General features: G+C 35.8%; 25 protein-coding genes and 1 tRNA gene. 11 read left to right on the top strand and 15 right to left on the bottom strand.

Features of this window, described 5'->3' with window-relative positions:
- The first annotated feature begins 1 nt into the window (after position 1).
- The 4 genes from JAZ75_RS20070 to JAZ75_RS20055 all read left to right on the top strand — a co-directional run bounded on the left by JAZ75_RS20070 (position 2) and on the right by JAZ75_RS20055 (position 3,034).
- Positions 2-1,288: an anthranilate synthase component I family protein gene (locus tag JAZ75_RS20070; protein WP_208697981.1), complete on the top strand. Its 1,287-nt coding sequence runs from the start codon at positions 2-4 to the stop codon at positions 1,286-1,288.
- Positions 1,289-1,354: 66 nt separating this feature from the next.
- A complete protein-coding gene (locus tag JAZ75_RS20065; RefSeq protein WP_208697979.1) occupies positions 1,355-2,011 on the top strand; it encodes a TatD family hydrolase in 657 nt (218 codons plus the stop codon).
- A gap of 3 nt (positions 2,012-2,014) precedes the next feature.
- Entirely contained in the window at positions 2,015-2,740 is a 726-nt protein-coding gene (locus JAZ75_RS20060; RefSeq protein ID WP_132768190.1) for a ThiF family adenylyltransferase, read from the top strand.
- A gap of 54 nt (positions 2,741-2,794) precedes the next feature.
- Entirely contained in the window at positions 2,795-3,034 is a 240-nt protein-coding gene (locus JAZ75_RS20055; RefSeq protein ID WP_208697972.1) for a hypothetical protein, read from the top strand.
- Positions 3,035-3,982: 948 nt separating this feature from the next.
- Here the strand turns inward: JAZ75_RS20055 and JAZ75_RS20050 are convergent.
- On the bottom strand, positions 3,983-4,309 hold the full coding sequence (locus JAZ75_RS20050) for a hypothetical protein (protein WP_208697970.1): 327 nt from the start codon (positions 4,307-4,309) through the stop codon (positions 3,983-3,985).
- 176 nt (positions 4,310-4,485) lie between these two features.
- Here JAZ75_RS20050 and JAZ75_RS20045 point away from each other — a divergent pair, with 176 nt between their 5' ends.
- Both JAZ75_RS20045 and JAZ75_RS20040 read left to right on the top strand, forming a co-directional pair.
- A complete protein-coding gene (locus tag JAZ75_RS20045; RefSeq protein WP_208697968.1) occupies positions 4,486-7,605 on the top strand; it encodes a heavy metal translocating P-type ATPase in 3,120 nt (1,039 codons plus the stop codon).
- A gap of 85 nt (positions 7,606-7,690) precedes the next feature.
- The gene (locus JAZ75_RS20040; RefSeq protein WP_208697967.1) at positions 7,691-7,990 is read left to right on the top strand and encodes a hypothetical protein; all 300 of its coding nucleotides are present in this window, start codon (positions 7,691-7,693) and stop codon (positions 7,988-7,990) included.
- Between the two features lie 166 nt (positions 7,991-8,156).
- Here JAZ75_RS20040 and JAZ75_RS20035 read toward each other — a convergent pair whose 3' ends face one another.
- Positions 8,157-9,515 (bottom strand): hypothetical protein, encoded by a 1,359-nt coding sequence (locus tag JAZ75_RS20035; RefSeq protein WP_208697965.1) that lies wholly within the window; start codon positions 9,513-9,515, stop codon positions 8,157-8,159.
- 169 nt (positions 9,516-9,684) lie between these two features.
- On the opposite strand from JAZ75_RS20035, the gene JAZ75_RS20030 reads away from it, so the two are divergent.
- Both JAZ75_RS20030 and JAZ75_RS20025 read left to right on the top strand, forming a co-directional pair.
- Complete coding sequence (locus tag JAZ75_RS20030; RefSeq protein WP_208697962.1) at positions 9,685-9,975, top strand: hypothetical protein; 291 nt, start codon at positions 9,685-9,687, stop codon at positions 9,973-9,975.
- Positions 9,976-10,115: 140 nt separating this feature from the next.
- Positions 10,116-10,188, top strand: a tRNA-Lys gene (locus JAZ75_RS20025).
- Between the two features lie 98 nt (positions 10,189-10,286).
- Here JAZ75_RS20025 and JAZ75_RS20020 read toward each other — a convergent pair.
- From JAZ75_RS20020 to JAZ75_RS20000, 5 genes are all read right to left on the bottom strand, one after another.
- Positions 10,287-11,036 (bottom strand): LytR/AlgR family response regulator transcription factor, encoded by a 750-nt coding sequence (locus tag JAZ75_RS20020; protein ID WP_232789277.1) that lies wholly within the window; start codon positions 11,034-11,036, stop codon positions 10,287-10,289.
- Between the two features lies 1 nt (position 11,037).
- The gene (locus JAZ75_RS20015; protein ID WP_208697960.1) at positions 11,038-12,633 is read right to left on the bottom strand and encodes a sensor histidine kinase; all 1,596 of its coding nucleotides are present in this window, start codon (positions 12,631-12,633) and stop codon (positions 11,038-11,040) included.
- Positions 12,634-12,985: 352 nt separating this feature from the next.
- Entirely contained in the window at positions 12,986-14,044 is a 1,059-nt protein-coding gene (locus JAZ75_RS20010) for an ankyrin repeat domain-containing protein (RefSeq protein WP_208697958.1), read from the bottom strand.
- A 226-nt stretch (positions 14,045-14,270) separates the two neighbouring features.
- On the bottom strand, positions 14,271-14,798 hold the full coding sequence (locus tag JAZ75_RS20005; RefSeq protein ID WP_208697956.1) for a hypothetical protein: 528 nt from the start codon (positions 14,796-14,798) through the stop codon (positions 14,271-14,273).
- A 113-nt stretch (positions 14,799-14,911) separates the two neighbouring features.
- Positions 14,912-15,364 (bottom strand): hypothetical protein, encoded by a 453-nt coding sequence (locus JAZ75_RS20000; protein WP_208697954.1) that lies wholly within the window; start codon positions 15,362-15,364, stop codon positions 14,912-14,914.
- A 419-nt stretch (positions 15,365-15,783) separates the two neighbouring features.
- Between JAZ75_RS20000 and JAZ75_RS19995 the strand changes: the two genes are divergently transcribed.
- Positions 15,784-16,140, top strand: coding sequence for a hypothetical protein (locus tag JAZ75_RS19995; protein WP_208697952.1), 357 nt, complete (start codon positions 15,784-15,786; stop codon positions 16,138-16,140).
- Between the two features lie 374 nt (positions 16,141-16,514).
- On the opposite strand, the gene mgtA is transcribed toward JAZ75_RS19995, so the two are convergent.
- The 7 genes from mgtA to JAZ75_RS19960 form a co-directional block, all read right to left on the bottom strand.
- Positions 16,515-19,226, bottom strand: coding sequence for a magnesium-translocating P-type ATPase (gene mgtA / locus JAZ75_RS19990; RefSeq protein WP_208697951.1), 2,712 nt, complete (start codon positions 19,224-19,226; stop codon positions 16,515-16,517).
- A 131-nt stretch (positions 19,227-19,357) separates the two neighbouring features.
- The gene (locus JAZ75_RS19985) at positions 19,358-20,059 is read right to left on the bottom strand and encodes an MgtC/SapB family protein (protein WP_208697949.1); all 702 of its coding nucleotides are present in this window, start codon (positions 20,057-20,059) and stop codon (positions 19,358-19,360) included.
- Between the two features lie 742 nt (positions 20,060-20,801).
- Positions 20,802-21,197, bottom strand: a complete 396-nt coding sequence (locus JAZ75_RS19980; RefSeq protein WP_208697947.1) for a hypothetical protein — start codon at positions 21,195-21,197, stop codon at positions 20,802-20,804.
- A gap of 243 nt (positions 21,198-21,440) precedes the next feature.
- Positions 21,441-21,869, bottom strand: a complete 429-nt coding sequence (locus JAZ75_RS19975) for a putative quinol monooxygenase (RefSeq protein ID WP_021190625.1) — start codon at positions 21,867-21,869, stop codon at positions 21,441-21,443.
- Entirely contained in the window at positions 21,866-22,285 is a 420-nt protein-coding gene (locus JAZ75_RS19970) for a cupin domain-containing protein (RefSeq protein WP_208697940.1), read from the bottom strand. The genes JAZ75_RS19975 and JAZ75_RS19970 overlap by 4 nt, the downstream gene beginning before the upstream one ends.
- 321 nt (positions 22,286-22,606) lie before the next feature.
- Positions 22,607-23,053, bottom strand: coding sequence for a GNAT family N-acetyltransferase (locus JAZ75_RS19965; protein ID WP_132768162.1), 447 nt, complete (start codon positions 23,051-23,053; stop codon positions 22,607-22,609).
- 57 nt (positions 23,054-23,110) lie between these two features.
- Positions 23,111-23,548: a GNAT family N-acetyltransferase gene (locus tag JAZ75_RS19960; protein ID WP_208697938.1), complete on the bottom strand. Its 438-nt coding sequence runs from the start codon at positions 23,546-23,548 to the stop codon at positions 23,111-23,113.
- Positions 23,549-23,732: 184 nt separating this feature from the next.
- Here JAZ75_RS19960 and JAZ75_RS19955 point away from each other — a divergent pair, with 184 nt between their 5' ends.
- Together JAZ75_RS19955 and JAZ75_RS19950 are read left to right on the top strand one after the other, a co-directional pair.
- Complete coding sequence (locus tag JAZ75_RS19955; protein ID WP_208697937.1) at positions 23,733-24,533, top strand: helix-turn-helix domain-containing protein; 801 nt, start codon at positions 23,733-23,735, stop codon at positions 24,531-24,533.
- A 186-nt stretch (positions 24,534-24,719) separates the two neighbouring features.
- On the top strand, positions 24,720-25,121 hold the full coding sequence (locus JAZ75_RS19950; protein ID WP_208697935.1) for a RidA family protein: 402 nt from the start codon (positions 24,720-24,722) through the stop codon (positions 25,119-25,121).
- Between the two features lie 285 nt (positions 25,122-25,406).
- Here JAZ75_RS19950 and JAZ75_RS19945 read toward each other — a convergent pair whose 3' ends face one another.
- Entirely contained in the window at positions 25,407-26,294 is an 888-nt protein-coding gene (locus JAZ75_RS19945; RefSeq protein WP_208697933.1) for a hypothetical protein, read from the bottom strand.
- Positions 26,295-26,500 lie beyond the last annotated feature (206 nt).

The raw sequence follows: 26,500 nt of genomic DNA, 5'->3' as shown, positions 1-26,500 counted from the left end.
AATGCGGGTCGAAGACAATTTTGTTATAGATTCAACGAATAATTTTCATCAAAAAGCGCTGCAATGGGCAGCGCAATTTGATGAAGTAGCTTATCTCCATTCCAATGGACATAGCGATCAGTGGAGTGCATTTGACTGCTTAATTGCAGTAAAAGCAACTTCCTCTTACACCTCGACTTCCGGTAATACACTTCAGGATGTTCAAAAATTTATAGACACATATCCAGATACTTATATTCCTGGTTTTTTTTCGTACGATCTGAAAAATGAAATCGAAGAACTGGAAACACATCATGATGATCCTTTAGGATTTCCATTAGCCTATTTCTTTGTTCCTGCAGTTACGATCAAAACAATTGGAAATACCGTTTGGATAACAGCTGAAAATCCTGCTCAAATCTATCAAACCATTTTAGATTTTACATGGCAGACCGCTTCTGTGGGTTTTGATGGCCAGATACAGACCAGATGGTCTAAGGCTGAATACATGCTTGCATTTAATAAAATGCAAGATCATATCCAAAGAGGAGATATTTACGAAGTCAACCTCTGCCAGGAGTTTTATGCTGACCAGGTCAACTTAAATCCCGTAGCGGCATTTGAAAAATTGAACAGCATCTCCCCTACGCCGTTTGCGGCATTTTTTAAATTCAACAAGAATTACATCCTTTCCGCATCTCCAGAAAGATTTCTGGCGAAAAGGAATCAACAGCTCATTTCCCAACCTATAAAAGGAACTGCAAAACGAGGAAAAACTGCTGAAGAAGATCAAAAGATCGTCCAAGGCATGTTAAACTCTACAAAAGAAATTGCTGAAAATGTGATGATTGTAGATTTAGTTCGCAATGATCTAACGAAAAGCGCAGTACCAAAATCTGTCAAAGCAGATCGTCTGTTCGAAATTCAGACATTTAAACTCGTTCATCAGATGATTTCGACCATTACCTGTGAAATCGATGAAAAAGTAGCGGATGTTGAAGTTATTAAAAATACCTTCCCTGCTGGTTCAATGACCGGTGCTCCTAAAATTGCTGCCATGCAGATCTGTGATCAAGTTGAAGCAACAAGACGCTCGTTATATGCAGGATCCATCGGTTATTTCGGTCCTGAAGGTGATTTTGATTTCAATGTTGTGATCCGGACCATTTTATACAATGCACAAAGTAAATATCTGTCTTTTCAGACAGGCGGTGCTATTACCGTTCAGGCAAATGCTGAAGACGAATATCAAGAATGCTTGTTAAAAGCAAATGGTATGTTGCAAGTTCTTGATACACATATTCAATAAATATCTATATCTTTAGTAGATAAAATTCTCAAACATCATTTTTTTTTCTGAAATTTGCGCCTGATTATGACACAGATATACATTGATATCCATACCCATCAGCATCACTCGTCAGAGACTGAACGCTTTGACGTATTTAATCTTATACTGAATGCTGATCCAGATGATCATTATTTACCGCCAGTAACCGCGGGGTTACACCCATGGCACATCAATGAAAGTGACCCTTTTAAAGGCATATCGATCCTGCAAGAATTGCTTCGTGATCATGAAATTCTAGCTGTCGGGGAATGTGGTATGGATAAAGTAATATCTGTGCCCTTAAATGTGCAGCAAGACGTTTTTCAAAAACAAGTTAGCTTAGCAAAAGAATACGGTAAGCCATTGATCATTCATTGTGTCCGTGCTTTTGACGAAGTACAGCAAGTTTTAAAAAGTGAAAATTTCACAGGTCACATCATTTTTCATGGATTTAATAAGAATCAAAAACTTGCTGAGCAATTGCTTAAAAAAGGATATTACCTTTCGTTTGGTTCATCAATTCTCACGGGAAAGTTAGATGAAACGCTTGTAGCGACTCCTCTTGAACAGCTTTTTTTGGAAACGGATGATGCGCATGCCGATATCAGAGAATTGTACGCTTATGCAGCACAATTGAAAAAGATATCGATAAATGAATTAAAAGAAAACATAATAAGAAACTATCAACTTGTATTTGAGTAAAATATGAAAGACTTAACTTGGCTATCGCGTACAGAGGCATTAGTGGGGCGTGAAGCTTTAGAAAAATTGGCAAATTCTCATGTCATGGTTTTGGGATTGGGAGGCGTAGGATCGTTTGCAGCGGAATTTATCTGCCGTGGCGGTGTTGGCAAAATGACCATCATTGATGGCGACACTGTAGATCCTTCTAATAGAAACAGACAGTTACCAGCATTGGCAACCAACCATGGTCAATCTAAAGCACAGATCATGCGCGATCGGTTATTATCTATAAATCCTGAACTGGATTTGACTATTGTTGAAGATTTCGTTCTTCCTGAAAAGATTTCCGATCTATTGGATCTTAATCCCGACTATGCAGTGGAAGCAATTGATAGTATCACGCCAAAATTATTTTTTATCCGTCAGGCTCTAGAGCGTAAAGTTCGTTTTGTAAGTTCTATGGGAGCTGGAGGAAAAATGGATCCTACAAAAATAGAAATTGCAGATATCGGAGAAACCTATAATTGTAAACTTGCTCATCATATCCGTAAAAAGTTATATAAACATGGGATAAGAAGTGGTTTTAAAGCAGTATTTTCTACAGAATTACCAGATAAAGCATCCTTATTGTATACCGATGGCAGTAACTATAAGAAATCTGCATACGGAACGATGTCTTATCTGCCAGCTGCATTTGGAGGAGCAATCGCTTCCGTTGCACTAAGAGATTTAATCGCTAAAAATTAATGATATTCTCGTCAATATATCGAATTATATTGACGAGAATATGTAGTTTTGGCTATGGAAAAACTTATAAAATTAGTTGAAAAGAATAAGCTTGCTAATCAACCGGTTGATGGATTTTCAATGGTTATCGATGATAAGCAGGTGGTACACGGTGCAATTTTTGTTATAAAAATTGAAAAGAAAACCTTTAAACTTTTCATTCCAGAACCGCACTACAAAACCATTATTGAGGGAGAAACAAAACCTTTGATCAAAACGATCCTCAAACATCCTGAGGTTATGCTGTTTATGTAATTTATTAACAATCCTATTATTTTCAAAGGCATTTAAACATTACTTTTTTCTGCAATAAGATTCTGAGGCATATATCCTTGAAATTACTGTCGCAATCTATTGATCAATATATCTATAGAACAGCACATTCTGAAAATTAACCGCTTTATATTGAAGCTAATTTTAAGCGATTTAAAGAGTTCTGTGTGACCAGTCTAGCAAAGACTTGTCTTGGTGGATTAAATTGCTTAAATCTCTTGTTTTCAACTAATCTGATCTATTGTAAAGACATACTGATGGCGATCTGTTGTATGTTTTAATAATAGATTAGGAATGATCGACTTTTTTTTGAGAGATGTTCGGGATTTCTTTGAGATTGCGAGCAGACTGGTTCGTATTTTGTTCGCCATTTGTTTGACTTGTTTTCGTCTTATGGTCGAAGCCGAGTCGAAGAACAGTCGAAGCGCACCCGAATCAATCCCGAAGTTGTTCCCTATCATTATCGAGCCGTTGTGCAAGCATTCTCAAGAAGACTAAGGACTTTTACGGACTTCCATGGACTTTCACGGACTTCTTTGGACTTTTAGCTTATACATTCTTCGTAATAAAGCATAAAATTTATACATCACTAAAAAAAAGATCAAGTTATCTACGGCAAGAACTTTTCTCCGCAAATTCGAGTTTTATTTGACTGCCCTTCGGGTCTGCTTCGCCCCTTCCTCGGGTAGTTTATACTAATTCTCTACTATGCCTATACTCCGCCTCTACTGTCTATGTAGAGGAAAGGTAGACAAACAGTATACAAACAGTAGAGGCACAATAGACAATTCCCGAAGCCTTTCCGAAGAAAGGGCGAATAAGTTACGAACCATTACCTAATCTCGCATTCTATTACCCTTATAAATGGTGGCTGCAGTGCAATAATTTACGGTTAAAAACCGAATTAGCATTGACTCTCATGTCATACCGCTATATCAGATTAAACACAAGTAATATAGAAGCAGCAAACAGAACAAATAAGCCTGTTAAGAAGATGATATCGGCAATATTTTCCAGTCTTTTAACTTCCCTTAGATCACCTCTTTTCATCGCAATAAAGGAAATAATACAGCTGGACATAAATATGAAAATAGCAATAGCGGCACATTCATCAATTAAACTTCCCTCTGTGAGTTTCATCGTTTTTATTGTCGTTAAGACCAGAAAACAAATTCCCAGTAAATTGGCTGAAGTATTTAAAATATGAGAAGTCCGCCCCGAGCTGTCTCTTTTATCTCTGTTATGATTTAAATCCATGGTCTATTTTCATTTACAAACAAAGTAATAATTTCTTTGTTCTTTTACTGATAGCTAAATATCCATTTAAAGGATATTTCTTGCTTAATTAAAATCTTATAATTTAAACCTCAAATGTTACAGCATTAATTTTTGTCTAAAGAGGGATATTTGTATAGGTTAATTTAAAGCAGATTATGAATCAAAAATATCAAATATCCGGCATGACTTGCAATGGATGTCGCACAAATGTCGAAGATAAGCTAAATGAGATACCAGGTGTAAAAGCTACTGTTACATTAGCTCCACCGGAAGTCATTATTGATAGTGAAGATCGTGTTGATGTAGATGAATGCAATAAAGCACTTTCAGAAATTGGTGATTACCACATTGTGCAAAACAATAGTCATCACAACGGAAAGAACTCCGTTTATCATAAAGCAGATGATCAATCGAAAAAAAGTGCAGTAGCTGTTTCAGGCAAATACATTTGCCCCATGTTCTGTGAGGGGCAGGATAAAACGTACGATTTACCGGGCTCCTGTCCTGTCTGTGGTATGCATTTAGTCCCTGCAGAATCATTATCGGAAAATAAACATACACAGGATGAAAGTGCAAACGCCTCTTGCTGTTCATCAAAAAATAACGGAGAACAGATAAACCAAACGGTGGACAAGTCATCAGGTAAATACATCTGTCCTATGTTTTGTGAAGGTCATGATAAAACGTACGATCAAAAAGGCTCCTGCCCCATATGTGGGATGCATTTAGTACCTGTTGAGTCATTATCGGAAAATAAACACACACAGGATGAAAGTGCAAACGCCTCTTGCTGTTCATCAAAAAATAAAGATGAACAGATAGTCCAAACTGCAGGCGCACCATCAGGTAAATATATCTGTCCTATGTTTTGTGAAGGTCATGATAAAACTTACGACCAAAAAGGTTCCTGCCCTGTTTGTGGTATGTTTCTCGTTCCAGTTGAATCTTTAGCTGATAAAGCAGATAAGCATCACCATGATACTAAATCCACAGACTTTTCTTTGCATGAAAAAGTGGGCACTCCAAAGGTCACGGCCAGTTCAGCGGGTAAATATTATTGTCCTATGATGTGTGAGGGCGAGAAACTGTATGATACACCAGGATCCTGTCCAGTCTGTGGTATGAACTTAGAGAAAATGCCAGAAAAGAAAGCAGCTTTAACTTACAGCTGTCCGATGCATCCAGAAGTTCAAAGTGACAAACCGGGTTCTTGTCCCATCTGTGGTATGGATTTAGTAGCAAACGCCGACACAGAGGAAGATGATCACACATATCAAACACTGAAAAAGAAATTTTGGGTAGCGCTGTTATTCACCGTTCCCTTATTTATATTATCAATGGGTGAAATGATTCCTGGCAACCCAATCGGGCAAGTCATCACACCAAAGATGTCAGGCTGGATCCAGTTATTTTTAACCATTCCAGTTGTTTTTTATGCCACTTGGATGTTTTTTGAGCGTGCTTGGACCTCTTTCAAAACTTGGAACTTAAATATGTTCAGCTTGATAGGTCTAGGTGCCGGAGCAGGATTTTTATACAGCGTAGTGGCTTTATTCTTTCCATCCCTATTTCCGGATGCATTATTAGGTCATCATGGTCAGGTTGCACTATATTTTGAGTCTGTTGCCGTTATCTTAACGCTGGTACTATTGGGACAACTAATGGAAGCGAAAGCACATTCAAGAACGAATTCAGCTATTAAAGAACTTATAAAACTTTCTCCTGCAGAAGCTAATCTAGTTGAAAATGGAGTGGAAAAGAAAATTTCGGTCGCAGACATCCAGTTAGAACAAATTTTACGCGTTAAACCAGGAGAAAAGATTCCTGTAGACGGAGAAATAACTTCTGGACATAGCTCGATTGACGAATCCATGCTAACGGGGGAACCGGTTCCTGTCGATAAAAATGAAGGCGATAAAGTGAGTGCTGGAACGATTAACGGTAATCAGTCATTCTTAATGAAAGCCAACCGTGTCGGTGATGATACACTATTGGCACAAATTATTGAAATGGTCAATAGTGCAAGCCGAAGTAAAGCACCAATACAGAAGTTAACCGATCGTGTATCCCGCATATTCGTTCCCATAGTAATTGCCATCGCTATTTTAACATTTGTCGTCTGGATGATCTATGGAGTAGAATCTAAACTGGCCTTTGCCTTAGCCAATGCTTTGGCGGTTCTTATCGTAGCCTGTCCATGTGCTCTGGGGCTTGCAACACCGATGTCGGTCATGGTCGGAATCGGTAAAGGTGCAAAAAATGGTATCTTGATAAAGAATGCGGAAGCGCTCGAAAAGCTAGATAAAGTGAATGTACTGGTGACAGATAAAACCGGAACCATAACCGAAGGAAGGCCGAGTTTGGAAGAGGTATTCAGTACCTCAGACAGTACGGTTGATGAATTGTTGATCTTGGCAGCTTCAGTGAATGCCAATAGCTCCCACCCTTTAGCCGAAGCGGTAGTGAAGAAAGCAAAGGAGTCAAAACTAACATTAAAAGAGACAGATCGTTTTGATACCATAAACGGTAAAGGTGTTATTGGTTATATTGCCAATGATAAAGTGCTTCTTGGAAATGAATCGTTGTTATTGGACGATGGTATTGCGATCAGCGAAAGCGTTAAAGAACAAGTTGCTGTAGAACAGGAAAAAGGCCGTACAGTATCTTACTTAGCTAAAGGAACAACACTGTTAGGTTATCTCGTTATTGCCGATAAAATAAAAGATACGGCAAAACAGGCTATCCATTACCTGATGGATCATGGTGTTGATGTGATTATGTTAACAGGTGACAATGCCAAAACAGCCAAAGCTGTAGCGGATGAACTGGGTATTAAACACTTTAAAGCACAAGCGCTACCAGAAGATAAGTTGATGGAGATTAAAAAGCTGCAACAGGAAAATAAAGTAGTCGCAATGACTGGTGACGGTATCAATGATGCTCCAGCATTAGCACAGGCAGATATAGGTATTGCAATGGGTACAGGTACTGATGTGGCTATCGAGAGTGCTGAAGTAACCTTATTGAAAGGCGACTTAATGGGTGTTGCCAAAGCTAAAATACTGAGTCATAAATTAGTGCGCAATATTAAACAGAACCTACTCTTTGCCTTCCTTTATAATGTTTTAGGCATTCCGATTGCAGCAGGTATTTTATACCCTACTTTTGGTATCTTGTTATCGCCAATGCTTGCTGCCGCAGCAATGAGCCTCAGCTCAGTATCCGTTATCCTCAATTCATTACGATTGAATGCGGTCAATATCGATGCGAAATAAATTTTAATAAAAACATATAGCTGTCCATCACAGCTGAAAAAAATAGCCTCTTTTTTAAGAGGCTATTTTTCTAAATTAAATGATCATGTACCAAGAACCTCATAGTAACTATAAAAAAGTATTGGCCTATCTGTTAGCTACGCTACTGATCTTCGCTTTACTGAGTTGGCTTTCTTATCACAATGGTATGGCCTATGATGGTTTAACTACATTAGGATTTCCGTTAACGTACTACAGTGAAGGTGCAGGACAAAGTCTGCTTACAGGTCAAATGCAGCATTTCAGTAACTATTCCTTAATGGCGTTTGCCATAGATCTGGCTTTCTCCTTGCTCACTTACGCAGCAGTTCGCTTCCTATTTAAGAAATTAAAAAAAAGATTATAAATAGTAGCATTTAAGTTCTATCGGATCTTTTTTGGTACATTATGAAGAGGTTCAAAATTTCCGGATAAATTTCTGTTGATACTATAGTCTCTGCTTTAATCCCCATTCAGAATTTCCATTTTTTTAATCCGATAAGAGCATTATCATCGTCAAATTTTGACAAAAACTAATTATACAGAGCTATTAGTGTACCACATGAAGTCCATATGCTACATAAAAGTCCAAATATTAGGCAGTATAACAGGATATCCATTTCCTTCCGTAATTTGATCCAAAATACAACAACAAACATAAGCGGGCACACAACTATAGAAATAAATAAAAATGATGCTAATATCACAAAAATATCTTCATTGAAATCCATGAGCAAAATTCTTATTCCAATGTAGGATAGCCAGACAAATATTGGCGATATAAGACATATTAACCATTTCCAAACTAATTTTAGTTTAAGTTCTTGAGGAAATGTATTACGGTAATTCTTGATTAAAAATCGGATCATGAAAATGATAATCAAAATCATAATACTGATCTGAACATATGTATTTCGGATAGTATCTGCTCTGGTATTAATATGAGTCTTAGCAACCAATTTACCATGATCAAACTGCTTGACACTTGTCCGTTCTCCATTTACAAATGTTTGTACGACGACGTTATCGCTATCGCCGGAAGTAAATGTCCAAGTTGAGTCTTCTACCCCCATTTTGTAAAATCCTTCAATGATTAATTTATCATTTACTTTTCTACTAAATTTACCATCGAGGCGACCCCCATTAAATCTTAAAAAATCCTCACCCTCCGCTGTTTTAATAATCAGAGTAGTTATTTTTCCGTAAGGAATTACAGTGGTGCTATCTGCTAGCCTAGCTACAACATTTTTATCTAGATCTTCAAGTGAATGATTCTTGTTATAATCATCGTTTCTAATGGGCCGATTAATATACCAATGATTGACCTTAACGACAAGTAGAGAATCCTTCGGATAAAATTCAAATTCATCATATAAATTTAAATCGGGAACTGTAGCTGATTTTAAGAGAACATATTGTGGCTGATCAAAAGATTGGATATACCTTTGCTGACTAGTTGCGCAGAAAGCGAAAATTGTAATACCTGCGACAATCAAAGTACTTAATCTTGCTATTAAGGAATCAGCAATCAATATGATAGAATCGTTTTTTATGTAAAACCAACCTACAAACAGCATTGGCAACGCAATTAGATCGCTCAGGTCTACCGTTCGTTGGATGTTAAATAAGATATTCAGCAGTTCTATAATTCCTGAGGCAAGTTCACTTTTCCAAAAGACAAATAATATTCCGGTAAAGATAAAGATCCATAATTTATGACGGGGAAAGATCGTTGACCAAAAAATAGGAAAAATAAATAACCCACAGAAATCAGAAAGTTTTCCCGTAAACGCATTGTGGAAAGTTGCTTTCATATAAAAATCATTGGCGATCAATAGTATGAGGCAGAAGATAAAAAGCGGTGACAATAACTTTTTTAGACGGTCATACATGCTTATAGAAGTTTATTTATATATTAATACAAGTTAATTAATTTAGTAACCGTGTGCAATATTCATTCTAGTCTTCAGATCGTTATCAAAGCGAATAATAGATCCTGCACCTTTAAGAATATAAAGTATCAATGACAATGATTATTTTTGGTAAATAAAAACGCGAAAAATGAATTTCAAAACGATCATACTTTTAATTTTAGTCGTCATTATTACGATTTTTTTTATGCAGAACACTGCTCCGGTAGAATTTTGGTTTTTTGGTAAGCACATCTTCGCATTATCCTCAATTATAGCAATCACTCTTTTTATCGGGATCATCATTGGGGCTATTTTGTTGAGACCTAAGAAAAGAAAGACAGAAGTGATTCAAGTAAATCCAGTTAATCCATCAGAAATTGAACAATCTTCAGTTCCAAATTCAACTTTAAGTAATGAAGATCGGGATTATATTTCTTAAATTTAAAAAATTAATTCCCTATAAATGAAAGGACAAGAAAGGACTTTGTAATTAAATAGTCGTTTTATTTGCACTGTATGCTAGTTTTTTCTACCTTTGCATCACTCCAAACAACGAAGGAAACTTCAAAAAAAGAGTAAGATTCCGTAGCTCAGCTGGTAGAGCAATACACTTTTAATGTATGGGTCCTGGGTTCGAATCCCAGCGGGATCACAGAGAAAAAGCCAATCGCAAGATTGGCTTTTCTTGTTTAAAAATATTAGGATGCGAACATCAGCATTGGTATGGGTTCGGGGATAGCTATCTAACATTTAAAACTGTTGCAAGGCTTGTTTCACAATGTCCTTGTTAGGTTTAGAAATGGGTATTTTTTCTCCAGATATTAAGAGTAAAATACCGCCATCTTCTTTTAGCCAACTTTTTACATATTTCGGGTTTACTAAATGGCTTTGGTGAGTTCTTAAGAAACCGTTAGGGCTCAATAAATCTGCATATTCCTTCAGTGATTTTGAAATCGTTATTTTTTCTTCACTAGAAAGGAAGAAGTGGGTGTATGTATTATCGGCTTCGCAACGTATAATTTCTGATAAAGCAATGTACCTTATTTCGCTTTGCATGGGTAAGGCAATTTTGCTTATGGTCGGTTCTGGCTTTTTAAGCTGTTGCAATAAAAAATCGAGTTGTGAGGTTTGTATTTGCCTTGTAAATTTGTGCTCGGCCTTTTTTACCGCATTCATTAACTCTTCAATATCAATCGGTTTTAAAAGATAATCCAAGGCAGCGAATTTTACAGCTTTTATCCCGTATTGGTCGTAAGCAGTAACAAAAACAACATCGAAATTACGCGTTGGAAGTAGTTTTAGCACATCAAAGCCTGTCTTATCGCCCATTTGAATATCCAAAAACACTAAGTCTGGCACATATTTTTCAATAACATCAACTGCATCACCTACACTTTGCGCTGTTGCGATTATAGTTATCTGCGGACAATGCTTTTCTAGCAAAATCCGCAGGTTTTCTAAGTTAGAAATTTCGTCATCTATTAAAACTGCTCTCATCATATTATAGCCAATCGGTTAATGTTAAGCTTATTTTAGTACCGTTAGAATTTGATTGTATAGCTAAGGTAAAGTGATTTTCTTTATAAACACTATTCAATAGTGCTATTCGACGATTAGTTAACAGCAACCCTAATCCATCGTTCTTATTTTTAGTGTCAAATCCATTTCCATTATCAATAATATTTAACAACAAATTGCTCGCTTGTTTGATAAATTCAATCACAATTTTTCCTTCGCTAGCTTTTTGCGATATGCCATGCTTCACCGCATTTTCGACAAAAGGTTGTAGCAACATGCTTGGTATATCCGTGTTATCTAAATCTAAGTCTCCAGACTGATTAATTTCATACTTAAAGCCGAATCGCAATTGCTCCATTTGTAAGTAATCGTCTAGTAAAATTTTTTCTTGTGATAAACTAATCAGTTCTGTATCATCAAGTACGTTACGGGTCAACCGAGCAAATTTAGATAGATATTTATTAGCGTTGTCTATGTCGTTTTTGTTCATTAAATTTTGAATACCAGAAAGTGCATTAAACAGAAAGTGAGGATTTAATTGAGATCGAATTAAACTAAGTTGTAGCTTTGCTGTATCTTTTTGCTGTTCATTTTCTACCAGCTTTTTCTTATTTCTTTTTTTGCTAAAGTAAAGAATAATAAAAGATGCTAATCCAATAGAAAAAAATACAATTAGCGTATATGTTAGAAGTTCTTTTTTGCTATAGTTTTCTTGGTCTAATGTTATGGAAAGAGTATATCTGCTTGTATATTTGTCGATATCTTTTGGTGCTGAAGTATTCCACTTGATCAATGGTTGAATACTAATTTCGTAATCTCCTGATTTTTTTAAAATGTTTTTGTTCATCTTAACATAAGGTGAAAGTTTATGTTCATCGACATAGCCCCCATATTGCCATGAGGCTGACTCAAAGACTGTTTTATTTGTTTGCTTATCTTTTATGGAGATAACATAAACATAATCAATATCAGATCTGTCTTTTACAATGGTAAGTTCATCGTCTTTCTCAGTAAAAACAATAGCTGTGTTTTGTTTTGGATCAACGATATAACTGTAGTCGACTCCTTTATCAGTTGCGTACCGTTTTGAAATAACCTTTATTTTAGCGTTGGGAATAGGCTTTCCGTAAAAAACAGATTTGTCAATATCTAGGGGCTTTTCGATGCTGTAGACTAAGGTTGTAATGGTTTTTCCGGTAATAGGAAAAGCACCAAGTGCTGCAGATCTGAAGGCTTCGTCTGGTCTATCGACATTTCTTAGTTGCGCTAGGTCTATTGGCTTGTTTACAGCTATCGGTTTATCATCAACTAAAATGCTATACCGATAGTGCTGTACATTGTCTGTTTTTCTGAAATAGATTTGGATACTTACATTGCTGATTTCAGGTAAATAATTAAAGTAAGTGCTAGGTTGGTTGGGGAACATATTGTCATAATAGATATTTTCCGCAGCACTATCAACACACATAAGAAGCTTCCCTCCAGCGGCGTACGTGTGGGAATAGTTGATACCTTTTTGCGCATTTACTGTAAATAAAGCAGTAAAGAAACTGAGAACTGTTAAAATTAGCTTTTTCATAATGTTGAGTTTAATTTGCATCAAACTTGCGGCAATAATAGCAAAACTAAAACCATAAAACAGCAAAGGCAGTGTTTGAAATAGTAAATGTAGTATTCTATACAGAATTTAAAATTTTTATCTTTAAAAATAAGTATTATTCAACGTTAAATTTTTAATATTTCACCATAAATCGCTATTACTACAATATTCAGGTTGTTAATTATTTAGCAATTTATTCCCCATTTCAATTTGATTCTATCGCAGCAAATCTTCCATTAGGTAGTAAATAAGAAAAGCTAATCTTTCGATTGGCCTCTCTTATTTTAATAGAATGAAATGTCGTGAGAAACGCCGGCTGTAGTGATTTAATTTATCTCTTGTAATTTGGCTTATTAAGCAAAATTGGTGTCGGATTTAGACGTACCCAGTTCGTAGCAAGTTCACATAGGAAATTAAGATCATCAGCAAATCCAGTATTACGAATATCTTTGATATAAGTCTTTGCCTCTTCAAGTTCAGTAGCAGGTAAAGCGTGCTCAGAAGTTAAGTGAAGGTAAAATGCATCCAACATTTTTTTAAAATCAATGTTCCAGTTTCCACCCCCATTACGGTATATTTCATCACGTACTTTCCCTGCAATTCGCACAACCTCCCCTTGCACTGTGTCAGCGCTTCCCTTTGATGGCACTAAAAACTCCCACAATTCTTCAAATTGTTTCTCCCAGGTTGTTCCATTTGCAATTATTGGTGATACACCATCATGCATAATACGTTTCTTGACAGGTGCAACTTGATATATCTCATAGAGTTTGCTTAACGCCTGGTCTGTCTCTTGTAAATAGTCTTTATTAAAATTCTTCCGATGAAATTCAAAACCTTCTCCTATTCGAGTAATTTCATCCTTCATTTTTTGAGTGATTTCGGATTCACTTTGCAGTAATATTCGCGATATTTCCACCAAATGTACAATGTCAATATTGTTTGCACTACTTAAAGCTCGCTCGAGGGGCGTTTGTTTATATGAATTTAGCGCTTTGGTATCTGCACCGTAGGCTACAAGTTGTTTGACAGATGAAGCATTAAAACTACTTCCAGCCGCAAAATGTAGCGGTGTGTCCCCATAGCTATCCACTGCCTTGACATTCGCGCCCAATTCTAAGAAGACGGCTAACTTGCCACTTCGCATCATCGCATGTTGATGCAGTGCCGTACGTCCATAACTATCGACAGCTTCGATGTCTGCTCCGCTTTGCACCAACCAGCGAACAAGTTCATCCGGAACATTAAAAAAACTAAGAGCTGTTGCTTTTCCATAACCACCTCTTGCATCGAATTCACACGTATCAAATACTTTTTTAAGATTGTCTATATTATTTTCAGTAATTAATTCACTGAAATTTTTCGGAAGTGCTTTTTTCTTTTTTGCCATTATTTATCGGTTTCGGATTCAATAAAAATTATTGCCAATGTTTTGGACCCTTACGAAATTCGGTATTACAATTTCTCTAATCCAAATTTAACACAAAATTTTAATTGTGTTACTCCCATTACTTTGATTTGCCGTCAAAGTCGCGTATTTTACTGTTAGCAGCATTACATAATTATAAATGTCGTTCCTACTTTTTTGATCTGTCATGCGATCGCAAATTGAAACCCTATTTCTGAACTTCCGTTTCTGCGGAACCAAAAAAGGAATATACGAGAAGGGAAGCCGCTCTTTTTGCTTTACTGTCTACAGGAACAATTTTTAGACTCAATTCCATATTTTTTAATACACCATCCGGTCCCCAAGTGATATCTTTACCAGAGCCATTTGAAATTGTTCCATCTTCTTTGATGACGAGTACAACTTTTCCGTCATTGGACAGTAACTCATTACCTTTTAAATGGACCAATAGCTCTCCTGTGTCAGACTTCAATTCTCCTGCTGCCGTAATAGTACCGATAAACTCTTTACCCACATAGCACTTTCCTTCCTTATCCATACTTAATACAGCTTCAGCAGAACCGCCATCGCTATCCAGAATCTGAAATGCCTCTAAAATCATGACCGGTTTATTTTCTTGTTTTTGTTCCACTTGAACGGTAACGACTGAATCTGCATATGGATACTTAGCAAGGTTATTTTGGCCTGTCCAAGATAATAAGAAGAAAAACGTTCCATTTAACAATAGTGTTCCCATAACGAATAATTAATAAGTTAGTATTCTTAGTTTATTGTAGTGTTCACGTCGTGAACTTTATATTCATTTGGCCTGATCCCGTTTTACTCGATCTATCCAGGGGTACAGTTTTTTCAATCTAATTCCACTTTTAAGATCGATTTGATCTTTTGCTTCTCAAAAGTAAGCTCATAAAAGAACTTCTTCTCCTCATTCAGGCTTTGAAAAAAATCTTCGGAAGATTGCATCGATTCCGTATAATATTTAAAATCATCAGACAGTTCCTGACTTTGTTCTATTGCAGAGATACAATCCAAGTCATAGATAAATTTTTCACGTTCATTCTTACCATCGGCATCACTAATAGATGCGATGCCAGTATGAACAGTAGCACAATTAAAAAGCAATACCCTCCTATTTTTCTCATTTTTCAACCGAATGTTCGTGGCAAATAAAACACGGTCTATTCCGACCGTCTTTTCACAGTCGCAATTGTGGTCCTTTGCATTATGAGTAGCCTCTATTTTAGCACTATGACTACAAGAGAAAAGGACATATACTGTCATCAAAAGCATTATTGGTTTCATGCTATCCTTTTAAATAATTATTTAGGTATATCAACTGAAAATTCTGATTATGCATGCTTAATGCATTAAATGTACAATACTACTTTCTATTATTTAAGTCACGATGTAAAAACAAACTTCTTAAATAAACTTAGTCGAATATTTGTGTATTTACAAAAGACGATCGTATAATAAATAGTTTATTTGCTTGTTACTGATCAAATCATCGCCAAAGCTATGCCAAATAATCAAGAAATTGTAGGTATTGTCAATTCTATCAATCACAGTAAGTTAAAAAACGGTGAAATGTGAGAAGTCCTATCAGCTGCATTCAAGAGATTGATCTATCCCTATCGTTATCATAAATCAACGAATATAATTATTTGAAAAATTACCACAAGCGGGATAATTCAGTATCTTTATCTATTATAATCTTGAATATGAAGTTAATTACACCAATTTTAATCCTAGTTGCAACTTTTTGCTTAATAGCAAGCTGTAAAAAAAACCGTAATTGTGATAATATCTTAAACCAAGCACCTCCTCGACGTATTGGCCTTACCTTCACAGATAAGGAAAGTGGTTCCAACCTCATCTTGACAGATGCTTTTGGCGAAAAGAATATAAGTGTCAGTGTTGGAGAATCTGGCATACCATTCTATGACTGGCGTATCATTAAAGGTTCAGAAAATTCACCAATGAATGGATTTATGGAGATTATATTCTTCAACGATACCCCTGGAGACCATAGTTTTAAGATCCAGATTCAAGGAAAAGAAACGATCATCCTCTCGTAAACCATTTTTAAAGGAAAAAAGTGAAGAATCCTGTCGCCTTTTTTCTTATCCTATAACAGGACTTAAAATTTTAAATTATAGCTGGGATATATATAAGCAGAATGGAAGTATAGTACCACTTGTTTTAGTTGTAAAAATGTGATCGTTTTAAAATGATCTTCTATATATTTTTTAAGATAATGCTAAAGCGAAACAATTGAAGAGGAAATGAGGAATAATATCGCTTCTTTAAAACGCTAAGACGTATGTATACAACGTCTTAGCGACTAGCATTTCAAATGATCCCTGAGTCCGATTAAGCCCTATAGATAGGAAGCAATACAACATTGATAAACAAATTCTTAAACGGATTAAGCCATTTGACTATTGCGTTATCATAGCCATTGATTGAATTTTTTGATATACCATGTTTTAACAAACTGTGTCATTGTGCAGTAAGAAGCTAGTATGGCTATAAGCCAAGGAAAATAACTCAGTGGCAATTGTTGCATATATAATGCACCTGCAAAAGGTGAAAAAGGAATTAATACCCCGATAACCATAATCAGTGAAGTTAACGCCACTACAGGCGCAGTAGCCCAACTTTGGATAAATGGAATTTTTCGCGTGCGAATCATGTGAACAATCAATGTCTGTGAAAGTAGTCCTTCAATAAACCAGCCGCTCTGAAATAGACTTTGGTGTTCTGGACTATTCGCTTTAAAAACAAAGAACATAACTGCAAATAGCGCATAATCGAAGATGGAGCTAATTGGGCCAATATAAAGCATAAATCTTTTAATGCCTGAAGCATCCCATTTTTTAGGTTTCTCAATAAAATCTTCATCCATTCTATCCCATGGAATAGATACCTGTGATACATCATATAGTAAATTTTGCACTAAAATTTGCACCGGTAGCATCGGTAGAAATGGCAGAAAAGCACTGGCGCCCAACATGCTGAACATATTTCCGAAATTGCTACTCGCAGTCATTTTGATATATTTGATGATGTTTCCAAAAGTTCTCCTCCCATAAATTACTCCTTTTCTCAAAACCATCAAGTCTTTTTCGAGCAAAATTATATCAGCACTTTCTTTAGCAATATCCACCGCTGTATCGACACTGATCCCTACATCGGCATCTCTAAGTGCGGCTGCGTCATTAATACCATCACCCATAAAACCAACTGTATGACCTTTTTCTTTAAGTATTTTAACAACCCGAGATTTTTGAACCGGGCTTAATTTTGCCAGAATAGAAACCTCTCCAATCTGTTCCTTTAATTCCATATCAGTCATTTTTTGAACTTCAGCCCCCAAAAGTACCTGATCAAAAGGAATACCTACATCTTGGCATATCTTCTTTGTGACAATCTCGTTATCACCTGTCAATACTTTAATATTCACACCTAACTTCTGTAAAGCTTCAATTGCTGCTTTAGCGGAAGGTTTAGCAGGATCAAGAAAACCGATAAATCCAGTGAGCGTCATATTTTGCTCATCTTCTAAAGAATAATTCAGTGCTCTGTCATCAAATTCACGTATAGCAACCAGTAAAACCCGCAGCCCTGCTTCATTTAGTTTATTTGAAGTTCTTAAAATCATCTTCCGCATCGCTTCATCCATAGGCATTACCTGATCTGATTGAATATGTAGCTGTTTATCATCTCCCGGATCAAAGGCGTGACTGCACAAATTAAGCATTTCTTCTACCGCTCCCTTACAGATGAGCAGATGTTTACCATTTCGTTGTTTTAACACAACAGACATTCTACGTCTTAGGAAATCAAAAGGAATTTCATCGACTTTTAAAAAATGCTCTTCCACTTTCAGGTAGTCATGTAATTCGACATGTTCGAGAACAGCAACATCGAGCAGGTTTTTAAGGCCTGTTTGATGAAAACTATTCAGATAAGCCCATTTGAGTACCTCTTCATCTTCCTGTCCGAAAATATTCAAGTGTCTTTCCAAAACGATTTTGTCCATAGTCAGCGTACCCGTTTTATCTGTACACAGTACATCCATTGCTCCTATATTCTGGATGGCATTGAGCCTTTTGATAATCACTTTGTGCTTACTCATATTCACTGCCCCTTTTGCAAGATTTGCAGTTACGATCATGGGTAGCATTTCCGGGGTCAGACCTACGGCAACGGCAATTGCAAAAAGCAGTGCATCCCACCAGTTTCCTTTAACGAATCCATTGATCATGAAGATTAAGGGCACCATGACAACCATAAAACTGATCAAAAGGTAGCTCACTTTATTAACCCCGATATCAAAATTTGTTTCGGCACGTTTACCCACAATAACTTTACTGAGTGAGCCAAAATAAGTTTGATTTCCTGTATTGACGACAACTGCTGTCGCATAACCACTTACCACATTGGTTCCCATAAAGCAGATGTTATCCAGCTCTACCAGTGGTTTCTCTTCAGCGTCCCGAACAGCCAAACTTCTCTTTTCTACGGGCAAAGACTCTCCTGTCAGCATAGATTGACTTACAAAGAGATCTTTAGATTTTACGATACGGCAGTCTGCTGGAATCATATCTCCCGCAGAAAGCAAAATGACATCGCCAGGCACTAATTTCTTAATATCAAGCTCTTCCTTTTCAGTCATATTCCTTACAACTGTCGCGGTAGTTTTTACCATGCTTTTAAGTTGCTCAGCGGCCCGATTACTCCTGTATTCTTGAAAGAACCTGAGTAGAGAGCTTACCATCACCATAATACCGACCATTACAACCGTTTTATAATCGGTCTCCCCGGGACTGGCCAACCATACATCCAATATAAAGGAGATCGTGGCAATAATAAGAAGTATGCCAATAAAGGGGTTGATAAATGCCTGAAATAGTTGCTTTATCCATGTAGGCGCTTGTTCATGGTGCAACTCGTTAAAGCCAAATCTACTTAACCTCTCTTTGGCTTGTATAGAAGATAAACCGCCGATATGGCTTTCCAGCATGGCGAAATAAAAATCCTGATCCGATCTTGAAACATTTTGCAGCTTGGTCGCAGCAGCCTCATCACTACCTTTTGACATAATTTTTCTTCTGTCAGTAATCGTTTTATCTTTTAAGCGCTCTTTTACGTTAATCATGGTATTAAATAGATATTGTTAGTTATACAATTGGAAATGAAGCGATATCACACCAATCATTATCAGATATTTTAAATTATTATTAGTTTTTGGATATTGGTCCTTGGGTTATTAATCTATCTACGATGGGGCTAAAGATCATTCTCCATACCAGCTTTATTCCAGCTCACTTCAGAAACTTCATGTTCAATCGTTAATCGTCCCGCAATCCGCTCCATAATCGCATCTTCATTGCTATTTGCCAGTATTTCAGCCATTATTATTGCTCTGCTTGCGTCTCCATCATCAGTACTTTTTAGCGATCTTAACAACAGTTTTTCATCACTTCCAGTGAACTGAAGTAATAATACTCTCAAATGATTCTCCACATCTTGTCTGCATTTTATAATTAAGAGATACGCGACTGGATTATCAGCACTATTTAGAGGTATACGGCTTAACTTTGTACCTAAAGGACGCATCACCACGTGCGTAATGATCAGAAAGACGGTAAAGATGGTGGCTTCAGAAAGAAAACCCAATCCGCAGGATGCTCCTATGGAAGCTGAGCACCACAGGGTAGCTGCTGTATTTAGTCCCCTTACGTTCACACCGTCTTTCATTATTACTCCTGCACCAAGAAATCCGATGCCACTTACGACGTAAGATATTACTCTACCAGAAGCATCTCCGCCAACTTTCACCCCAAGTGAAACGAACATGCAGGCGCCAAGACATACCAACATATTGGTTCTTAGTCCGGCCATCCGCTGTCTCCATTGACGTTCAGTGCCGATCGCTGCACCAAGTGCAAATGCGATAGATAATCTTAAAATAAATTCAAATAGTGTCATTGGCCCTCCTATTTTTAGTGTGTGTGAGGCTATACCTAACCGTATACAACAGTGAGGATGATAATCTTAAAAAGAGGTACCTGAAAGGGTAATTTTGCTTGTCACAGATGCGATCCACTATAGAGACCACCATCATTGGTCTTATAACTGAAGCAACTGAGCAGTCATACACGACAAGATCGTGTGTATATTTTTTAAACAGTTTTGAAAAATGAAACATAACGTTGTTTTAGGCCTGCAATCGGCATAAAACAAGGTTATGATGATTCGCGGGCAATTAAATAATTATCTCTTGTGTCTTTGAATGTGGGCCTGAGTCCATATTGTTTTTGTTTAAATGTGTTGCAAATATAAAATGCATACCGCTAACACGCCATTAGAGGATCAACAGAAATTTATTAGAAATTTATTAGAATTTGGAGATAAGATAAATGTGAAATTTCACTGATCAGCGTAGGACCACTATGTACAGCACGGGTTATCGAGTCACGATTTAGTACAACGATTTTTTGAGCAGGCGATAAAATTTCCGTTCTAGGTTTAAAATCTTTTATAGTCATGCCTATGATAGGGAGTCATCGCATTAGGAATATCTACTTCAATAATACCTATTACTCATGAAGTGAAAACAAGATGATGAATAGTTTAGATTTAAATTTGACAAGCTTTTTTAAGTTCCCAAAAATAGAAATTACTCATCCATCTTGTAAATTTTTGCAAATGGGCTAAATGCACAAAGGTTTCACTTCCGGGAAAATACCTGTTTATCCCAGATTGATATTTTCTGTATACTGGTAGACTTGGTCCGGTATATCAGTTTATTGTTTTCTATCGTAATTTCACTGTAAGGTGCATGGTGATCCTTATCCTCGGGCATGACCAATGTATCTTTCTTGATATATGCCTTGTAGACATCGCCATGTTCTCGGCTTTGGTATTTACGGGTCCAGTCGATGATCGTTGCAAATCGGTCATTATTAAAAGTTATCTGCAGGCATCTGGTTGTTTTTCTGTCAATCCATGTTCCACCATATTGTTTTTGGAGCTGTGTTATCGTGACAGATTTTTGGCTATAGCCGTTTGATGGGTATAAAAACCAAATGATTAGAAAAAGAAAGATCTTGTTAAAGGCTAGCATAACGTTAAATATAAGAATTTCCGTTTAAACCTTTAGAAAGTAGGATGACAGAACCTGACTGCGGCGCCGACATCGATCTAAAATTATTATGCACACCGCTGTCAGGTTCCGATTATATTGCTTTACACTAATCGCGCAGAACTAAGTTCATTAAGTATTAAGCTGTCAATTCAAATCTTCAGCTATCTTAAAGTTTGATCATAAAAACACAAAGTTGATGTCATTCCACAGTTTGCTGCTCCTCTATTTTTTGAATATATCAGACATTGTTTCCTTGTCTAATACAGCCATGTCAAGTAGTTTCAATGATTTTACCATGGTAAGCGTAGTTGTTTTATACTTTTGAAAATGTGGAGTTTTCAGATGTTGCTGGTAAGCCTCATCGTTGGCGTAAATTTCCAAAATACGGATCTGTGATCGATCAGCTTTAATGTACATCGGAAAAATGGCTATTACACCTGGTTCTAATTTTACAGAGGCAGCTGCTTCTTCTTTTAAAATAGCACAGTATGCATCAAAATCTTTCGGATACACTTCAATTTCTGAAATTCGCACCAATTGTTTATTGCTATTAATCGTAGTATCCTGAACTGAGCTTTGTGCAAATATGATTTGACTACTTATTAGCATCACCAGGATTGTCAAAAATGGTAATTTGAATATATTTTTCATCTTTGTATTTGTTTGTTGGCAATAGCATATTCTTCCTCTGAAACAGCCTGTAACCAGGTCACATTTTCTTCATCTTTATAATTGGTGATCGCAATGTGGATCATGCCACTTACTGCAGATGCGCCATGCCAATGCTCCACATCTTCAGGAATATTGATGATATCCCCTTTTTTAATCAACTGGGCGACTTGACCTTTTTCTTGATAAATGCCTGTACCATCGGTGATAATCAATACCTGACCTCTTGGATGTGTATGCCAGTTTGTCCTTGCTCCAGATTCAAAAGTAACATTACCGAGGGCAAAATCATTATTTTCATCTTTTTCTTGCAACAGATTTAGAAATGCATTTCCTGTAAAATATCCATTGGTTATTTGATTTCCCTTTTCAAATATTTCATTTATTATTTGTTCCATATCCTTCTATTTATTGGTGTTACATGAAAATTGCATTCGGTCGTCATGCCTACAGGTATAACCTTCTTGAATAGTTATTGTTTTTAACTCAGGTCTTCGACAATCTATTTAATTACATCCAGTACAAAAATCCTAATTTAGTTAAAAATATAAGGTATATAAATCACGGAATCTCTTACCAATTTTACTGATTTATCATTACACTGATCGGTGTTATATAAATTTAAACTAGCTCTTTGACACCTAAAATAGATAAACTATCAATTTAATTAAACGAAATCAATAAATTTAAAATCAATATATTAATCATGTGTCATATTGTTAATCAGAATTTAAGGTTTTCCAAGCTTGAAATGTCATTTCGAATTTGATCTCACCTTTTCCATGCATACCCACCTCCTTCCAACCCGCAGTTTTGTAAAATATTGAAGCTCTTGTACCGGGTGCAGTTCCCAGCCAAACAGTTTGCTTTGTTTTATTGAAATACCAATTCAGCATAACATCGTGCAGTTGTTTTCCAATGCCCTGTTTTTCATAGTCTGGATGTACAAACAATGCCCAAATATTATAGTCAACTAGATCAACAATTGAAAAGCCAACGATCCTCTGGTCAATTTCACATATCCAGCCTTTCCCTCTTCTTATTAAAAAATCTTCACAGTCCTCATCACTTACCAGATTAGGATCTGAAAGCATATTTTCCTTGACGGCATTTCTCACAACTTGTATCTGCGGGATATCTCCGACTCTTGCTACTCTAAATTTCATTTTAATTTTTAATGATTGGTTATTATTGCATTTTCTAGGAATTGTGTTCACGTTAGCTTATTTGTATATCGTAAATTTATTATGAGACAGGTTAAATCCAAGATTTTCATATATGGCAATATTCTCAATTCGCTTTTTGTTTGTGGTTACTTCAATACTTTTTAGGTTATTTTGATCAGCAATCTCCATAATTTCATCAATCAATTTTCGCCCTATTCCTTTGTTTCTGAAATTCTGTGTTACGTAGAATTCTTGAATTTCGCCGACCAGTCCACTATGATGTAACAGATACTGCGTATGGAAAGTTATAAATCCCATTTTCCCATCTAAATTTTCAGCAATCAAATAATAATAATTTGAGTTTTTAATATTGTTATTGAATATCTCTTCAATAATTTCTTTATCTAAGATTTCATTTTCAAGTGCACACAAGCAATCGTAAACAAAGTCAAAATCTGTGCTTTCGATTCTTCTAATAGATGTAGATAATTCCATAAATTTTTATTGCAAAAAGTATAATTCAATTTATTTGATTAAAAATGATAATTATAAACGAAAACTCCTAAATAAACTGAAACATAAGACTCTATAGAAGCTTTGAAAAGATGCTGGATCATAAGAAAAGGATCTCCGTATTCTTCATCATTTTTTGTATTTTTAAATTTTAAAAGAAAAACAAATGCATTATCAAGAGTTCCTTCCTGAATCGTCTTTACAAGACTACATCCGATATTTTTGGGTATTGGAAGACGACACAGATAATTTTAGCGTTAAGTCATTTAAGATCATCCCAGATGGCATACCTACATTGATCTTTCAAGAAAAGCCAAACCTCTTTTTTGATATGAATGCTCAGGCAGCACCGCAGTTGTATATACAGGGGCAGTCAACTAAGTTTACAGAGCATCGCGTTATGGGTAATTTTAGGATTATTGGAGTTTATTTACAGCCAACGGCTTTAAAAACTATTTTTAATGTAGATGCTTTCGAATTTAATGATCAAAAAGTTCCGCTAGAAGATATTATAACAGAACCAATTCTTCAACAAATTATTAATGCAGTCTCTTTAAAGCAAAAGATTAAAATTATCTCCAACTTTTTATTAAAACACATAAGCAAAGTAGAGCGCAATACTGAGAAAGCTACAATCGCATCCTTATTTCTTCAAAACGGAAAAACGCTTAAAGAAACTCAAATAGGAATGAATTTGTCGGAACGCTCGCTCGAGCGATTAATAAAACAATATGTGGGTATGCCTCCAAAAATGTTTTCAAGAATTATGCGTTTTCAATCTGGTTTAAACATCTTACGACAAGCTGATTTTAACAGTCTTACAGAAATCGCATATCAAAACGAGTATTTTGATCAATCTCATTATATTAGAGAGTTCAAAGGATTTACTGGGACCAACCCTGAAAGATTCATGCTTAATGCAAACGAAAAGTTGCTGAATTTCCCTCTATGGGATGCTTCCAAATGATCAAATCCATCCTCTAAATGCTTTCTTTACCAATCTGAATCATTTTTATGTAGAACTGTCGGTTTTATCCAATTCTACAATAAATATCACCTATACTTTTGTACTCGAAATAGCTAAGATCTTCCATAACATAGATTTGCATCACTATTTCACAAAATTTATAGTTTTTATTTTAAAAAAATGAGTATGAACAACACGCAAAAAGTAACGAGGTTAAACCCTAAAAATGTTCCGGCACCTGTCGGGAACTATTCACATGTTACGATCATTCCTAAAAATTCCAATCTATATACTTTTTCTGGTCAGATAGGTATTGATAATAATGGATCCATTCCATCTTCTACAAATGAACAGGTGGCATATACATTTCTAAATATAGGCCAGCTTCTAGATAGTCAAAATTTAGCTTCTGATGACGTTATAAAAGTCAACATCTGGGCTACGGAAGAGATTGATTGGAACTTTCTAAATGCAAAATGGGAAGAATTATTCGGGAAAGTCTATCCCTCGATGACCATTGCTTATGTAAAGGGACTAGGACTTGAGGAACTTAAAATTGAAATTGAAATTTGGGCTGCTCAACAATAACAATTCGAAGCTGAGGTTATTCTTACTATTTAAATTAAAGAACTTCTGCTATTTTTTAAGCTGGAGGTTCTTTAATTTATTTTAGAGTCCCACAAATCTGTTGATTGTGATAAGAATACCACAGAAAGTCTGTTTTATAGTCCAATGAGCGATCCATATTTTCAAAATCAGATATTTGCCAGTGTAATTTAACAAGATTTCGATTGACATACGTTGGATTCGATCGTTTAAGAGTAAATATTGAAACTCTCGCTGAAAATAACGATTCTGTTTTTAAGGAAATTTCTACTTATAATATATTTTTCTGATCAGCTTCTCTTTGATTTCAGGTTCGCAATTGTAATCAATATTTTCGAGGAGTTTTGGTTCCTCTGTTTTAACTAGACTTTTTTTGTTATCCACTTTTTTACTTGTTGCGACTTTCTTCTTTGCTGGACAATAGGTTTGTTTAATGCGTTCTATCCAATTGCCATTTTGATCATACTGATACAAATACTCATATTCGCCACCGATTTCAAAATATTCTCCTTTTTGCACATAATCCCATTCTTTACGTTTTTCGTATATAAGCAGATCTTTGTCATTATACTTATACTGATAATTTGATAAACGGTTTGCTTGATCATACGAGCTTATTTGTCTTTCATTTTTAGAAATTTCCAGAATGACTTTTTTACGGAGGAAAGTGTTGTTCTCATTCAGTACTTCTTTAATTTTCTGACCTTTTTCATTATAGCTGTAATAAAAATCGAGAAAATTACTTGAACGACTAACTTGTTTATGGACCACTAGATTTAAACTGTCCGTATATTGATACTGAATAACGCAGGTGTCGTTTTTAAATTCGTCAATTTCAAGTGTTTTTTCTAATCGGTTCTTGCTGTCATAGAAGTTTTGATTCGTGTGATATAATGCACCTATTTTATTGTAGTATTTTTCCGCTATACTATTGTTATTGTCATCATAAAACTCAACAAAACTATTTCGTAAACTTTCTTTAATCTCTTTCTTATAATTTACTGGGATCGGCCCTCCCATCAAAGAAAGATTTCTTTCGGACATATAATCATTAGTAACAATGAAGTCTATTTTCGTATGTTCTTGAGTTTGTCCCAAACACAAGGTCTGGAACAACAAAACAACTACAACCAGTAATACGTTTATACTTTTCATAAGCCTAAATAAATCATTGATAACGATGTCTATATACAATAAGTATTGATGTAATTTACTGTAAAATTGCACTTTCCATTTTTTTCTTTCGCATCCATATTCTTACAGCGCATATATTTTGCCAACATATACGACCTGATCAGTATATACCAGTAAACTTTGGTTCGTAAAACGCATTTTCGAACTAGCTTCTATTTACTAAAATA

Origin of the sequence: Sphingobacterium sp. UDSM-2020 (genome assembly GCF_016132525.1) — a bacterium.
Lineage (GTDB): Bacteria > Bacteroidota > Bacteroidia > Sphingobacteriales > Sphingobacteriaceae > Sphingobacterium > Sphingobacterium anhuiense.
This window is presented reverse-complemented; position numbering and strand designations above follow the sequence as displayed.

What these genes read in the sequence shown, in the direction of transcription:
- JAZ75_RS20070 (WP_208697981.1), top strand. Translation starts at nt 2, where the DNA reads ATGCGGGTCGAAGACAATTTTGTTATAGATTCAACGAATAATTTTCAT.
- JAZ75_RS20065 (WP_208697979.1), top strand. Translation starts at nt 1,355, where the DNA reads ATGACACAGATATACATTGATATCCATACCCATCAGCATCACTCGTCA.
- JAZ75_RS20060 (WP_132768190.1), top strand. Translation starts at nt 2,015, where the DNA reads ATGAAAGACTTAACTTGGCTATCGCGTACAGAGGCATTAGTGGGGCGT.
- JAZ75_RS20055 (WP_208697972.1), top strand. Translation starts at nt 2,795, where the DNA reads ATGGAAAAACTTATAAAATTAGTTGAAAAGAATAAGCTTGCTAATCAA.
- JAZ75_RS20050 (WP_208697970.1), bottom strand. Translation starts at nt 4,309, where the DNA reads ATGGATTTAAATCATAACAGAGATAAAAGAGACAGCTCGGGGCGGACT.
- JAZ75_RS20045 (WP_208697968.1), top strand. Translation starts at nt 4,486, where the DNA reads ATGAATCAAAAATATCAAATATCCGGCATGACTTGCAATGGATGTCGC.
- JAZ75_RS20040 (WP_208697967.1), top strand. Translation starts at nt 7,691, where the DNA reads ATGTACCAAGAACCTCATAGTAACTATAAAAAAGTATTGGCCTATCTG.
- JAZ75_RS20035 (WP_208697965.1), bottom strand. Translation starts at nt 9,515, where the DNA reads ATGTATGACCGTCTAAAAAAGTTATTGTCACCGCTTTTTATCTTCTGC.
- JAZ75_RS20030 (WP_208697962.1), top strand. Translation starts at nt 9,685, where the DNA reads ATGAATTTCAAAACGATCATACTTTTAATTTTAGTCGTCATTATTACG.
- JAZ75_RS20020 (WP_232789277.1), bottom strand. Translation starts at nt 11,036, where the DNA reads ATGATGAGAGCAGTTTTAATAGATGACGAAATTTCTAACTTAGAAAAC.
- JAZ75_RS20015 (WP_208697960.1), bottom strand. Translation starts at nt 12,633, where the DNA reads ATGAAAAAGCTAATTTTAACAGTTCTCAGTTTCTTTACTGCTTTATTT.
- JAZ75_RS20010 (WP_208697958.1), bottom strand. Translation starts at nt 14,044, where the DNA reads ATGGCAAAAAAGAAAAAAGCACTTCCGAAAAATTTCAGTGAATTAATT.
- JAZ75_RS20005 (WP_208697956.1), bottom strand. Translation starts at nt 14,798, where the DNA reads ATGGGAACACTATTGTTAAATGGAACGTTTTTCTTCTTATTATCTTGG.
- JAZ75_RS20000 (WP_208697954.1), bottom strand. Translation starts at nt 15,364, where the DNA reads ATGAAACCAATAATGCTTTTGATGACAGTATATGTCCTTTTCTCTTGT.
- JAZ75_RS19995 (WP_208697952.1), top strand. Translation starts at nt 15,784, where the DNA reads ATGAAGTTAATTACACCAATTTTAATCCTAGTTGCAACTTTTTGCTTA.
- mgtA (WP_208697951.1), bottom strand. Translation starts at nt 19,226, where the DNA reads ATGATTAACGTAAAAGAGCGCTTAAAAGATAAAACGATTACTGACAGA.
- JAZ75_RS19985 (WP_208697949.1), bottom strand. Translation starts at nt 20,059, where the DNA reads ATGACACTATTTGAATTTATTTTAAGATTATCTATCGCATTTGCACTT.
- JAZ75_RS19980 (WP_208697947.1), bottom strand. Translation starts at nt 21,197, where the DNA reads ATGCTAGCCTTTAACAAGATCTTTCTTTTTCTAATCATTTGGTTTTTA.
- JAZ75_RS19975 (WP_021190625.1), bottom strand. Translation starts at nt 21,869, where the DNA reads ATGAAAAATATATTCAAATTACCATTTTTGACAATCCTGGTGATGCTA.
- JAZ75_RS19970 (WP_208697940.1), bottom strand. Translation starts at nt 22,285, where the DNA reads ATGGAACAAATAATAAATGAAATATTTGAAAAGGGAAATCAAATAACC.
- JAZ75_RS19965 (WP_132768162.1), bottom strand. Translation starts at nt 23,053, where the DNA reads ATGAAATTTAGAGTAGCAAGAGTCGGAGATATCCCGCAGATACAAGTT.
- JAZ75_RS19960 (WP_208697938.1), bottom strand. Translation starts at nt 23,548, where the DNA reads ATGGAATTATCTACATCTATTAGAAGAATCGAAAGCACAGATTTTGAC.
- JAZ75_RS19955 (WP_208697937.1), top strand. Translation starts at nt 23,733, where the DNA reads ATGCATTATCAAGAGTTCCTTCCTGAATCGTCTTTACAAGACTACATC.
- JAZ75_RS19950 (WP_208697935.1), top strand. Translation starts at nt 24,720, where the DNA reads ATGAACAACACGCAAAAAGTAACGAGGTTAAACCCTAAAAATGTTCCG.
- JAZ75_RS19945 (WP_208697933.1), bottom strand. Translation starts at nt 26,294, where the DNA reads ATGAAAAGTATAAACGTATTACTGGTTGTAGTTGTTTTGTTGTTCCAG.